At 63.1% G+C, this 12,935-nt stretch carries 12 protein-coding genes; 10 read left to right on the top strand and 2 right to left on the bottom strand.

Going from position 1 to position 12,935, the window contains the following annotated elements:
* The first annotated feature begins 189 nt into the window (after positions 1-189).
* From F475_RS13365 to F475_RS13410, 9 genes are all read left to right on the top strand, one after another.
* On the top strand, positions 190-1,215 hold the full coding sequence (locus F475_RS13365) for an ABC transporter ATP-binding protein (protein WP_111454090.1): 1,026 nt from the start codon (positions 190-192) through the stop codon (positions 1,213-1,215).
* Positions 1,212-2,081: an ABC transporter permease gene (locus F475_RS13370; RefSeq protein ID WP_019648426.1), complete on the top strand. Its 870-nt coding sequence runs from the start codon at positions 1,212-1,214 to the stop codon at positions 2,079-2,081. The genes F475_RS13365 and F475_RS13370 overlap by 4 nt, the downstream gene beginning before the upstream one ends.
* A gap of 6 nt (positions 2,082-2,087) precedes the next feature.
* Positions 2,088-2,882, top strand: a complete 795-nt coding sequence (locus F475_RS13375; RefSeq protein ID WP_019580025.1) for an ABC transporter permease — start codon at positions 2,088-2,090, stop codon at positions 2,880-2,882.
* 7 nt (positions 2,883-2,889) lie between these two features.
* Positions 2,890-3,180: a (2Fe-2S)-binding protein gene (locus tag F475_RS13380; RefSeq protein ID WP_018925441.1), complete on the top strand. Its 291-nt coding sequence runs from the start codon at positions 2,890-2,892 to the stop codon at positions 3,178-3,180.
* Positions 3,177-4,532 (top strand): NAD(P)/FAD-dependent oxidoreductase, encoded by a 1,356-nt coding sequence (locus tag F475_RS13385; RefSeq protein ID WP_111454091.1) that lies wholly within the window; start codon positions 3,177-3,179, stop codon positions 4,530-4,532. The genes F475_RS13380 and F475_RS13385 overlap by 4 nt, the downstream gene beginning before the upstream one ends.
* Positions 4,529-5,644 (top strand): FAD-binding oxidoreductase, encoded by a 1,116-nt coding sequence (locus F475_RS13390; RefSeq protein WP_111454092.1) that lies wholly within the window; start codon positions 4,529-4,531, stop codon positions 5,642-5,644. The genes F475_RS13385 and F475_RS13390 overlap by 4 nt, the downstream gene beginning before the upstream one ends.
* An 18-nt stretch (positions 5,645-5,662) precedes the next feature.
* Positions 5,663-6,709 (top strand): ABC transporter substrate-binding protein, encoded by a 1,047-nt coding sequence (locus F475_RS13395; RefSeq protein ID WP_018925438.1) that lies wholly within the window; start codon positions 5,663-5,665, stop codon positions 6,707-6,709.
* Positions 6,710-6,965: 256 nt separating this feature from the next.
* The gene (gene zapE, locus F475_RS13405) at positions 6,966-8,093 is read left to right on the top strand and encodes a cell division protein ZapE (RefSeq protein ID WP_111454094.1); all 1,128 of its coding nucleotides are present in this window, start codon (positions 6,966-6,968) and stop codon (positions 8,091-8,093) included.
* An 81-nt stretch (positions 8,094-8,174) separates the two neighbouring features.
* Positions 8,175-9,479 carry a leucine-rich repeat-containing protein kinase family protein gene (locus tag F475_RS13410; RefSeq protein WP_111454095.1) on the top strand — a complete coding sequence of 435 codons (1,305 nt, stop codon included), beginning with the start codon at positions 8,175-8,177 and terminating at the stop codon, positions 9,477-9,479.
* 68 nt (positions 9,480-9,547) lie between these two features.
* Here F475_RS13410 and F475_RS13415 read toward each other — a convergent pair whose 3' ends face one another.
* Complete coding sequence (locus F475_RS13415; RefSeq protein ID WP_007940960.1) at positions 9,548-10,252, bottom strand: YebC/PmpR family DNA-binding transcriptional regulator; 705 nt, start codon at positions 10,250-10,252, stop codon at positions 9,548-9,550.
* A 232-nt stretch (positions 10,253-10,484) separates the two neighbouring features.
* Between F475_RS13415 and F475_RS13420 the strand changes: the two genes are divergently transcribed.
* Positions 10,485-11,915 carry a type VI secretion system Vgr family protein gene (locus F475_RS13420; RefSeq protein ID WP_111454096.1) on the top strand — a complete coding sequence of 477 codons (1,431 nt, stop codon included), beginning with the start codon at positions 10,485-10,487 and terminating at the stop codon, positions 11,913-11,915.
* Positions 11,916-12,017: 102 nt separating this feature from the next.
* Here F475_RS13420 and F475_RS13425 read toward each other — a convergent pair whose 3' ends face one another.
* Positions 12,018-12,881, bottom strand: a complete 864-nt coding sequence (locus F475_RS13425; RefSeq protein WP_111454097.1) for a LysR substrate-binding domain-containing protein — start codon at positions 12,879-12,881, stop codon at positions 12,018-12,020.
* Positions 12,882-12,935 lie beyond the last annotated feature (54 nt).

Below are 12,935 nucleotides of genomic sequence, written 5' to 3' on the forward strand. Positions count from 1 at the left end.
TTCAGTGAAATAGGTTATTGAGCCCATCCTATTCTTCGTCCTACTCTGCGTCCATACAGGGGCGATTCGAACAACAACGGCAGCCGACACACGTCGAGCGCCAACACCCCCCGCAATATCTTTTCGTATCTGCCCATACAAAAAAGCGCGCCGTTGGCGACGCATAACAATCTCAGGTGGAGCGCAGTCATGGCCTTTGTGCAGCTTGAAAACCTCGGCAAACGATATGGCGAGATCGACGCAGTCGTCGCCACCAACCTGTCGGTGGAAAAAGGCGAGTTCGTCTCACTGCTCGGCCCCTCCGGCTGCGGCAAAACCACCACCCTGCAAATGATCGCCGGCTTCGTCGAAGTCAGCAGCGGACGCATTGTGCTGGACGGTCGCGACATCACCCACGCCAAACCCGCCAGCCGTGGCCTGGGCGTGGTATTCCAGAGTTACGCGCTGTTCCCGCACATGACCGTGCAAGGCAACGTCGCCTTCGGCCTGCGCATGCGCAAAGTTCCCAACGGTGAGTTGCAGCAACGGGTGGACCGAGTGCTGAAACTGGTTCGCCTGCACCAGCACGCCGAGCGTTACCCGCGAGAGCTTTCCGGCGGCCAGCGCCAGCGTGTTGCACTGGCCCGGGCGTTGGTGATCGAGCCGCCGGTGTTGCTGCTCGACGAACCGCTGTCCAACCTCGACGCCAATTTGCGCGAAGAGATGCAGTTCGAAATCCGCCGCATCCAGCGCGAAGTCGGGATCACCACGCTGATGGTCACCCACGACCAGTCCGAAGCGCTGTCGATCAGCGATCGGGTGGTGGTGATGCAGGCCGGGCGCATCACCCAGATCGACGCCCCTTACACCCTCTACGAACACCCGCGCACCGAGTTCATTTCCGGGTTCGTCGGCAAAGCCAATCTGCTGCCCGGTGAGCGGGACGGCGCCGGTGTGGTTCAGGTGTGCAACACCGGCAACGGCGAACTGACGTTAAGCCTGCGCCCGGAGAAAATCGATCTGCGGGAAAAAGGCCATGGCCGTCTGCAAGGCAAGATCGCCAGCCGCTTCTTCCTCGGTAGCCAATGGTTGTACGGCGTAACGACAACCCTGGGCGAACTCTGCGTGGTGCGTCGTAACGACGGCTCGGCGCCACTGGCCGAAGGCACGGCGGTCGGCCTCGACTGGGACGCGGCACTGCTGCGGGTGCTGAGTGTCGACGAGGTGTCGGCATGAATACGCTCGCCGCCATCCGTCAAGGACGCCAAGGGTATGTGTTGTCGGCGCCGGCCCTGGCGTTGTACGTCGGCCTGCTGGCGATCCCGCTGCTGCTGACGCTGGTGTTGTCGTTGAACGTCTTCGACTACAGCGCGGGGATCAACAGCGACGCCTACACCTTCGCCCATTACAGCAGCCTGCTGGGCGATCCGTACTTCTACGAGATCTTTCTGCGCACGATGTGGATCAGCGCCCTGACCACCCTGCTCTGCGTGCTGATCGGCGTGCCCGAGGCCTACATCCTCAGTCGCATGGGCGCACCGTGGCGTTCGATTTTCCTGATTCTGATCCTCACGCCGCTGCTGATTTCGGTGGTGGTGCGGGCGTTCGGCTGGAGCCTGTTGCTGGGCGCCGACGGGCTGGTCAACCAGACCTTGCAAGCCTTCGGTGGCTCGCCGATGAAGCTGCTCTACACGCCGTTCGCAGTGGTGATCGCGCTGGTCCACGTGATGCTGCCGTTCATGATCATTCCGGTCTGGACCTCGCTGCAAAAACTCGACCCGGCCGCCGAGCAGGCTGCGCTGTCACTGGGCGCCAGCCATTTCACGGTGATACGCAAAGTGGTGTTGCCGCAGGTCATGCCCGGCGTGCTCTCCGGCACCTTGATCGTGTTCGGCCTCGCGGCCAGTTCCTTCGCCATTCCCGGCCTGCTCGGCGGACGCCGGCTGAAGATGGTCGCCACGCTGATCTACGACCAGTACCTGTCGGAGCTGAACTGGCCAATGGGCGCCGCGATTGCCGTGGCCCTGCTGTTGCTCAACCTGCTGATCATGCTGTCGTGGAACCGGATGATCGAAGGCCGCTACAAGAAGTCATTGGGATAATTCGTCATGTCCAGAAACGGTCCTTTCGCCCTGCTGTTCCATGCCCTGGTGGTGCTGTTCATGCTCGCGCCGCTGGTGGTGGTGTGCCTCGTCGCCTTCACCCCGGAAAACACCCTGAGCCTGCCGACCACGGATTTCTCCCTGCGCTGGTTCCGCGCCGTGTTCGAACGTGCGGACTTTGTCGATGCGTTCTACAACAGCCTGATCCTGGCCTTCAGCGCGGCCAGTCTGGCGACGCTGATTGCGGTGCCGGCGGCGCTGGCGATCACCCGCTTCGAGTTCCCCGGACGGGACTTCTTCAACGCCCTGTTCCTGTCGCCGATCATCATTCCACACCTGGTGCTGGGGGTGGCGTTGCTACGCCTGTTCGCGCTGATGGGCGTCAACGGCAGCTTCGCCTGGCTGATCTTCGCCCATGTGCTGGTGATCACACCGTATGTGTTGCGGCTGGTATTGGCGTCGGCCATCGGCCTGGACCGCAGCGCCGAACACGCCGCGCAATCCTTGGGTGCCGGACGCTTCACGCTGTTCCGGCAAATCACCTTGCCGATGATTCTGCCGGGCGTCGCCGGTGGCTGGCTGCTGGCATTCATCAACAGTTTTGACGAGGTCACGTTGTCGATCTTCGTCACCTCGCCGGCCACGCAAACCTTGCCGGTGCGCATGTACGTGTACGCCACCGAATCCATCGATCCGATGATGGCGGCGGTGTCGGCCCTGGTGATCGCGCTGACCGCGCTGACGATGATTCTGCTCGATCGGGTCTACGGCCTGGATCGGGTTCTGGTGGGTAAACAATGAGGGCGCCATGGCTCTGCTGAAACGACTGGCCGAAGGCGACCGCCCGGCCCTGGACTTTACCCTCGACGGCGTGCCTGCCAGTGGCTTGCTCGGCGACACCCTGCTGACCGCCGTGCTGACCTGCAGCGAACACCTGCGCGGCAGCGACTTCAGCGCCGAACCCCGCGCCGGCTTCTGCCTGATGGGCGCCTGCCAGGACTGCTGGGTACGCCTGGGCGATGGCCGCCGGGTGCGGGCCTGCTCGACGCAGCTTGAAGCCGGCCAGCAGGTCAGCCGCGAACCGGGGCGCTCGGTATGAACGCGGTGGTGATCATCGGCGCCGGCCCCGCCGGGATTCGTGCGGCGCAGACGCTGGTGGCGCATGGCGTGCGCCCGGTTCTGCTGGACGAAGCCGCACGCGGTGGCGGGCAGATTTATCGGCGGCAACCGGCGAACTTCAAGCGCTCGCCCGTCAAGTTGTATGGCTTCGAAGCCCCCAAGGCCAACGCGCTGCATCAAACCATCGACGCACTGCGTGAACAACTCGATTACCGCCCCGACACGCTGGTATGGAACGCCGAGGCCAACGCACTCGACACCTTGCACGAGGGCCGCGCCATACGCGTGGCGTTCTCCCGGGTGATTGTCGCCACGGGTGCCACCGACCGGATTCTGCCGGTGCCGGGCTGGACGTTGCCGGGGGTGTACAGCCTCGGCGCGGCGCAGATCGCCTTGAAGTTTCAGGGCTGCGCCATTGGTGAACGCGTGGTATTCGCCGGCAGCGGACCATTGCTGTACCTGGTGGCGTATCAATACGCCAAGGCCGGTGCCAACGTGGTCGCGGTGCTCGACAGTTCGCCGTTCAGCGCTCAGGCCCGCGCCCTGCCCGGTCTGTTGTCACAACCGGCTACCCTCGCCAAAGGCCTCTATTACCGCACCTGGCTGACCGCCCACGGCATCCCGGTGCATCAGGGCGCCAGCCTGTCAGGCATCGATGGCCAACAGCGTGTGCAATCGCTGATCTGGCGCAACGCAAAAGGCCAACATCGAATCGACTGCGACGCCGTCGCCTTCGCCCATGGCCTGCGCAGCGAAACCCAACTCGCCGATCTGCTGGGCTGCGAATTCACCTGGAACCCGCTCAACCGCGCCTGGCTGCCACAGCGCGACAGCGCCGGGCGCAGCAGTGTCGCCGAGGTGTACCTGGCGGGTGACGGCGCCGGCATCATGGGCGCCGACGCGGCGGAAATGGCTGGCGAACGGGCAGCCCTGGCGCTGCTCGAAGACAGCGGTTACCTGCTCCCGCCGCAACGTGCCACCCAGCTGGAACAGTCGCTGAAAGCAATCGGCAGATTCCGCCAGGGCCTTGAGCGTGCCTTTGCCTTCCCCGAAAGCTGGGCCACCGACGCTGCGGATGACCTGATGATCTGTCGCTGCGAAGAAGTACGCGCCGGCGACATCCGCCAGGTGGTGCGCGAAGGTCATTGGGAGATCAACCGGGTCAAGGCCCACTGCCGGATCGGCATGGGTCGCTGTCAGGGCCGGATGTGCGGGGCCGCCGCCGCGGAAATCATTGCCTGCGAAAGTCAGCGTTCAGTAGCCGACATCGGTCGGTTGCGGGCTCAGGCACCGATCAAACCCTTGCCGTTCGGTCTGGAGGTCGAGCCATGATCGAGGTCGAGGCAGTCATCATTGGCGGCGGCATTGTCGGGGCCTCCGCCGCCCTGTTTCTGAGCAAGGCTGGCCGACGCGTGGCGCTGCTGGAACGGGATTTTTGTGGTTCGCATTCCAGCGGCGTGAACTATGGCGGCGTGCGTCGTCAGGGCCGGCCGCTGTCGCAATTGCCGTTGTCGCAACGGGCCCACGAAATCTGGGGACAGCTGCCGCAATTGATCGGCATCGACGGCGAGTACCAGCGCAGCGGTCACTTGAAACTCGCCCGCAGTCTCAACGATTTACGAGCGTTGCAGGATTACGCCGCCAGCAGCCAGGGGTTCGGCCTCGATTTGCAACTGTTCGACCGCAGTGAGTTGCGCGCACGTTTTCCGTGGGTCGGAGACGTCGCGGTTGGTGCTTCGCTGTGCCCGGACGATGGCCACGCCAACCCGCGCCTGGTGTCTCCGGCGTTTGCCCAAGCGGCACGTCGGCATGGCGCGCAGGTGCATGAGCAATGCGCAGTCACGGCGGTGGAACACAATGGTCAGCGCTTTCGCGTCAGCACTCAATCCGGCCTCGAACTGCGCGCCCCCTGGCTGCTGAACTGCGCCGGCGCCTGGGCCGGCAACCTTGCCGCGCAATTCGGTGAAGCGGTGCCGATGCACGCCGGGCACCCGGCGATGCTGGTCACCGAGCCGTTGCCGCTGGTGATGAATGCCAGCACCGGCGTCGAAGGCGGCGGCATCTATGCCCGTCAGGTCGCGCGGGGCAATTGTGTGTTGGGCGGCGGTCAGGGCTTTGCCCTTGATGGTGCCCGCGCCCGACCTGGTCAGAGCGCGGTGATCGAGATCCTGCGTCAGGCCGTCGAGCTTTACCCGTTTCTTGAAGGCGCCCAGGCGATTCGTACCTGGAGCGGCACCGAAGGTTATTTACCCGACCGCCAACCGGTGATCGGTCACAGCAGCACCCAACCCGGTCTGTTGCACGCATTCGGCTTTGCCGGCGCGGGCTTCCAGATCGGGCCTGCGGTGGGCCAGGCGCTCACCGAGATCATCTGTAGCGGCGCGTCAAAGACGCCGCTGGATGCGTTTTCCATCACCCGGTTTCACTCCATCTCCGTAGCTTGATAGAGGAAGGTCGCGCCAATGAATAACCTCAAACGCACTGCACTGCTCGGTTTGTCCTGCATGAGCGCCCTGCTCACGGTCACTCAGGCCCACGCCGAACCGACGCTTTACCTGGGCATGAACGGCGGGACCATGGAGCGGCTCTACGCCGACAAGGTGCTGCCGGCTTTCGAGAAAGCCAATAACGTCAAAGTGGTGATTGTGCCGGGGACCTCGGCCGATATTCTGGCCAAGGTCCAGGCCAGCAAAGGCAACCCGCAATTGCACGTGATGTTCCTCGACGACGGCATCATGTACCGCGCCATTGCCATGGGCCTGTGCGACAAACTCGAAGACAGCCCGACCCTGGCGCAGATTCCGCCCAAGGGCCGCATCAAGGATCAAGCGGTGGCGGTCAGCCTCGGCGTTACCGGGTTGGCGTACAACACGCGGCTGTTCAAGGAAAAGGGCTGGAACGCGCCGACCTCCTGGATGGACATGGCCGATCCGCGCTTCAAGGACAAACTGGTGTTCCAGTCGATGGCCTCCTCGACCTTCGGCCTGCACGGTTTCCTGATGTTCAACCGGATTCAGGGCGGCAGCGAGACTAACGTCGAACCGGGGTTCAAGGCCTGGCCGAACACCGTCGGGCGCAACGTGCTGGAGTACATTCCGAGCTCGGCGAAAATCTCCGAAATGCTCCAGACCGATGAAGCGGCGCTGTTCCCGCTGACCCCGACCCAGGTCACCGCACTGAAACTCAAGGGCATGCCGGTGGAATATGCGCAGCCGAAGGAAGGCTCGGTGGTGCTCAACGTGGCCGAATGCGCCATCGCCAACAACACCCAGCCGGAACTGGCGCAGAAACTCGCGGCCTTCTTGCTGACGCCTGCCGCACAGGCTGCGGCGCTTGAAGACGGCGATCAGATTCCGTCGAACCCGAATACGCCAACCACCGACAAGACCCGCGGTCAGGTCGAGGCAATGAAACACTATCTGGAAACGGCGATTGCCATCGATTGGGATCAGGTCAACGAACAGCGTCCGACGTGGAATGACCGGTGGAATCGCAGTATCGAGCGCTAACCTCGAAGATCAGGTGAGAGGGCTTTTGTGGCACGGGAGCTTGCCTGTGGCGAGGGAGCTTGCTCCCGTTGAACTGCGCAGCAGTTCCTTTTTTGGGGCCGCTTCGCAGCCCAACGGGAGCAAGCTCCCTCGCCACAAAAGCCTTCTCGACACAAAAGCTTGGTCGGCAGCAGTGGAAGGGAAATTACCCACTTGGTTAAACTACGCCGCTGCGGCTCAGGGGGAGCCGGCCTGAAGATTACGGGGTGACATCACATTGGCCGTACGACCGCCCAACCGTCCGCAACTCACACCACGCTGGTCCGCGCTACGCCGTTTTTTCGGCAAGGCATTCGCGGCGCCATCCAGTGGCAGCGCGCAAGGCCGGGTGATCCACGACTACTTCCGCCACAAGGCCCATGTTCAGGGCTACACCCTCAGTCACAGCCAGTTGCGCGTGATCGACTGCATGGCGCAGCACGCGTCGGCGCTGCCGGGGTCATCGACGCCACTCCCCGGACTTTACCTCCATGGTGCGGTCGGGCGCGGCAAGAGCTGGCTGCTCGACGGTTTTTTCCAGGCCATCCCCGTCACGGCAAAACAGCGCCTGCACTTCCATGAGTTTTTTGCGCAGTTGCACCAGGGCATGTTCAGCCATCGCGATCAGCCCGATGCGCTGGCAACCACCCTCGACGAACTGCTGCAAGACTGCCGAGTGCTGTGTTTCGATGAATTCCACGTGCATGACATCGGCGATGCGATGCTCATCACGCGGTTGTTCAAGGCGCTGTTTCGCCGGGGGATTCTGCTGCTGGTGACCTCAAACTACCCGCCGGAAGGTTTACTGCCCAACCCGCTTTACCATGCCCGTTTCAAACCGGTGATCGACCTGATCAACACGCGCATGCAGGTGATGGAAGTCGGCGGCCCCCATGATTACCGCAGTCAGGCGCGACCCCGTGCGCAGCAGCTGTTTACCCAGGGCCAGTACGTCTGGCCGGCCACGGTGAGCCAGCGTCAGGCGCTGCACCTGCTCGAACACGACGCACCGCCCATTCGGCTGCCCGTCGGGACACGACACCTTCAAGCCCGATACTGCGAAGGGCGAACCATTGGCTTCACCTTCGCCGACTTGTGCGAACACCCCACCGCCGTCATGGACTACCTGGAACTGTGCCGGCGCTTCGACCGCTGGATCATCGACAAACTGCCCAGCCTCGCCGGCTGTTCAATCGCCGCCCAGCAACGCTTCATCAACCTGATCGACGTCTTGTACGACCAGGACAAACACCTGATTCTGCTCGGCCACCAGTCATTGCGCGAATGCCTGGATGGCGATGCCATCGACCTGGCGCGCACGCGCAGCCGGCTGGGGCAGTTACTGGAAGTCAGGGAACTCGCCTGACAGCCACCACCACTTTCCCGCTATCATGTCGCCCATTTCCAGGCCCCAGCGCCTTCCTTCAGATCAATAGCGAACCTGCCTATGCACACCCTCGCACAACTGCGCGCCGGCCAACTGTCGGGTATCACCCGCCTGGACCTGGTCTGTGACCTGACCGAATTCCCCCGGGAAATCTTCGACCTGGCGGACTCGCTGGAAGTGCTCAACCTCAGCGGCAACGCCTTGCGCAGCCTGCCGGACGATCTGCACCGCCTGACCCGTTTGCGCGTGCTGTTCTGCTCGGACAATCAGTTCACCGAACTGCCCGCCTGCCTCGGCCAGTGTACGGCGCTGACAATGATCGGTTTCAAGGCCAACGCCATCGAACACGTGCCGGCCGCCGCCCTGCCGCCGCTGTTGCGCTGGCTGATCCTGACCGACAACCGCATCACGGATCTGCCAACCGAACTGGGCGAGCGCCCGTACCTGCAAAAACTCATGCTCGCCGGTAACCGCTTACAGCGTTTGCCCGAGAGCCTGAGCCACTGTCATCGACTTGAACTGATCCGCATTGCCGCCAATCAGCTCACCGAGCTTCCCGAATGGCTGCTGACCCTGCCGGGCCTGACCTGGCTGGCGTACGCCGGTAACCCATTGGAAACCGAAGCCGATGCGGCCGCACTTGAAGCCACGACGAGCATTCCCTGGTCCGAGCTGAGCCTGGAGCAGAAACTCGGCGAAGGCGCGTCGGGGGTCATTCATCAGGCGCTGTGGGAGCAGACAAAACAGGTCGCGGTAAAACTCTACAAAGGCGAGATGACCAGCGACGGCTCGCCGTTGCACGAAATGAACGCCTGCATCACCGCCGGCATCCACCCCAACCTGATCCGGGTCGAAGGGCGGATCGTCGGGCACCCACAGGCGCAAGCCGGGCTGGTGATGCAACTGATCGATCCGAGCTACCGCAACCTGGCCAGCCTGCCGAGCCTGGCGTCCTGCTCCCGCGACATCTATGCCGACGACACCCGGTTCAGCGCCGGCGTGGCAATGCGCATCGCCAGTGGCATCGCCTCGGTGGCCGAACACCTGCACCGTCAAGGCATCACCCACGGCGACCTCTATGGCCACAACATTCTGTGGAACGAGCATGGCGATTGTCTGTTGGGGGATTTTGGTGCGGCATCTTTCCATGCCACCTCGGACAGCCTTGAAAGCCGCGCGCTGCAACGGATCGAGGTACGGGCGTTCGGGATTTTGCTGGGAGAATTGCTGGAGCGGATCGACTCAGGGTTGAGCGCTGAACAGCGGGTCGCGTTAGAGGATTTACAGCAGCGCTGCTGTCAGCCGGATGTGTTGGCGCGGCCGGGGTTCAGTGAGGTGGTGCGGGAGATGGCCGCGTTCAACTAGCAGCAAATATAGAACCTGTGGCGAGGGAGCTCCCTCACCACAGGTTAAATCACAACGGTCAGAACCGCTTAACCCGCCAACCCGACAAACATGTCCTGCACGTCATCGTGGTTATCGAGGCCTTCGAGGAACGCTTCGACTTCTGCCATCTGCTCGTCGCTCAAGCCGCTCACCGGGTTCTTCGGTTGATAACCCAACTTGGCCGACAACACGGTGAAGCCTTGCTCCGGCAGCGCTTTCTGTACCGCATCCAGGTCCGCAGGGTCGGTCAGGAACAGCGTCGCGCCGTCTTCGCCCGGCTCGAAATCCTGGGCGCCGGCTTCGATCGCGGCCATTTCCGGATCGGCGTCAGGGCTGTCCGGGGACGCCTCGATCATGCCGACGTGGTTGAAGTCCCAGGCCACCGAACCGGAAGCGCCCAACTGGCCCTTGCGGAACGCCACGCGGATTTCAGCGACGGTGCGGTTGATGTTGTCAGTCACGCATTCAACGATCAGTGGCACCTGATGCGGTGCGAACCCTTCATACGTCACGCGATGGTATTGCACGGTTTCGCCGAGCTGGCCGGAGCCTTTCTTGATCGCGCGTTCCAGGGTTTCGCGAGGCATCGAGGCTTTTTTCGCCTGTTCGACCACCAGACGCAGGTGTGCGTTGGTGGCGGTATCGGCACCGTTGCGCGCAGCAATGGTGATTTCCTTCACCAGTTTGCCGAAGATCTTGCCCTTGGCGTTGGCTGCCGCTTCTTTGTGTTTAACCTTCCACTGTGCGCCCATTACTCACTCTCTTGATCTGTGGCGCCGAGACATCTATTGGCCGACGCGTAGCGCAAGTTTATACGGCCTAAAGATGCCAATCGACCAAAAAATTCCAACATCTTCAGCCCACGACGGGTCGACATCTTCACCAGCGTTTGTAGGGCGATTCTGAAAAGTCGATTTGCGGTGACGCTTCAGGGCTATGGTTTCGTACCCTCTGCGCCCGTTCTCCAAGGCAGAAGCGCGCTCGATGCACAACGACAAGGAAAGCCCCTACACCCTGACACTCCTCGACGGCGGTCTGAGTTTGCAGGTGTTGCAGTTCAATGGCCGCGAGGGCCTCAACCAGCCCTATCGATTCGACATCGAGGTGATCGGCCTCGCGCCGGCGATGAACCTGGATCGGTTGCTGCAACAGCCGGCGTTCCTGAGGCTGTCGGCTGATCAGGGCATTCACGGCGTGATCCACAGCGTCAGCCGCGAACATCGCGGCCCGTATCGGGTCGGCTACTCACTGGTGCTGGCGCCCCATCTGCAACGACTTCAGTTGCACAGCTCGCGTCGGGTTTTTCATCGTCTCAGCGTGCCGGCAATCATGCGTCAGTTGCTGGAAAAGCATCAGCTGCCCGAGCACAGCTATCGCTTCGACCTGACCTGCGGCCACTACCCGCTGCGGCCCTTTTGCATTCAGTACGATGAGAGCGATCTGGCCTTCATGCAGCGGCTGTGTGAAGAAGAAGGCATCCACTTCCACTTCGAACATCAGCACGACGGGCACGTGCTGGTCCTGGCCGATGACAGCCTGAGTTTCCCGCAGGAACCGCTGCTGATGCCGTTCCATGCCGACGTGTTCAACGACCCGCTCTTGCCGGCGATCAGCGAACTGTTCCAGCGCCATGACCCGGACCCCGCCCCGGCACAATGGGATGCCAGAAACCGCGGCGCGCACGTGATCGGCGACGGCGCGGCCAACCACCCGCTCACCGGAACGGGCCCGGTTACGGCAAGACCTGCGCCCGAACAGCTTCATCGCGAACAGCTGGGCCGCCGCTCGCTGGAACGCCTGCGTTGCCAGCACCGGCAGATCCACGGCCAAAGCACCCTGAACGAGCTGCGCAGCGGACGAATCGTACAAGTGGCGCAGCACCCGCTCTCGAGCTTCAACGATCAGTGGCTGCTCACCAACATCCAGCACCAGGGGCAGCAGCCGTCGATTCTCGCCGAGGACAAGCCCGGCCATGACATGGCCGGGCGCTACAGCAATCGCTTCACCGCCATTCCCTGGTCAACGGTATTCAGGCCGGCGCTCAAACAGGTCAGGCCGAGCATCCCGGGCTATCAGACCGCCCGGGTGCTGGGCCCCGTCGGGCAGCTGGCAGCGCTCGACGAGCAAGGCCGAATACAGGTCTGCTTGTGGCCGAAACCGGGGTTCGAGGCGGATGAGTCCGTTGGGCTCTGGCTACCGGTCGCCCTCGCAGCACCGGACGGTCGGATCGATCCGTCCAGGCTGCCCTTGGCCGGCACCGAAGTGTTGGTCAGTTTTCTCGACAGCGACCCGGACCGACCGGTGTTGTGTGCCGGCATGAGCCACCTCCAGCCTTCCCGGCCCGCTCCCGAACCACGCCGCGATGCGCATCTGCTGCTCGACTGGCTGATCAACCGCTCGGATCCCATGCCGTGATTTTACCGGGCCGCTCCCACAGGAATTTATGCTGGCCGCCAACCTTGTGTACGACGCAAAACCTGTGGGAGCGTGGCTTGCCCGCGATAGCCGCGCCGCGGTCTACCCGACGGGCGCCAACCCAAAAAACGCCTGTATCAAGCGCAAATCCCGCCGCCGTTCCATACAACCGATCATGTGCCGATTGACCAGCCCCTCGCCAATGATCGGCACCGCCGCCACCCGTGGGTCGTGGCTGACTTCCACCGACGACACCACGCCCACGCCCAACTCGGCGGCCACTGCCTCGGTCACGGCCTCGCGACTGTCCAGTTCCAGCAACACCCGCGGATTGACCCCGGCCTGAACGCACGCCTCGTCGAACGTGCGCCGGGTAATCGAACTCGGCTCGCGCAGCACCATGATCACCTGATCCAGCGCCTTGAGCGGCAGCCCTTGCGACTGCTGCGCCCACGGATGGCCCGCGCGCACCAACGCGCAAATCCTCGACTCGCTCAACCCTTGCAGATGCAACCCTTTGCGCGGCTCCACTTCGGTCAGCACCGCCACGTCGGCATGCTCCGACAGCAACGCCGCGAGGGTTTCCTGGGCATTGCCCAACCGCAGGTTCACGGTGATCCCCGGATAACGCGCACGCAGGCTGGCGAGCATCGGCATGACCATGTGCGGGCCATCCGCCGCCACTTCCAGGCGCCCGGTGAGTAGCTGCCGGTTGGCCTCCAGCATCGCCTGCGCTTCTTCGGCCAGGCCGAACATTGCCCGGGTGATCGCCGCGAGCCTGGTGCCCTCTTCCGTCAACTCGACCCGCCGCGCGGTGCGGCGCAGCAAGGTGATCTGGTAGTGCTCCTCCAGCGCCTTGATGTGCCCGGTGACCGCCGGTTGGCTGATGAACAGGCGCGCTGCGGCACGGGTGAAACTGCCCTCGCGGGCCACGGCATCGAAGGCACGCAGCTGGAACAGATTCATTAATAACTCTCACTGATGGCTGGCATAACAACAAACAATTTGATTGATAGCACG

This window comes from Pseudomonas sp. URMO17WK12:I6 (assembly GCF_003253625.1).
In the GTDB taxonomy this organism is placed as follows: domain Bacteria; phylum Pseudomonadota; class Gammaproteobacteria; order Pseudomonadales; family Pseudomonadaceae; genus Aquipseudomonas.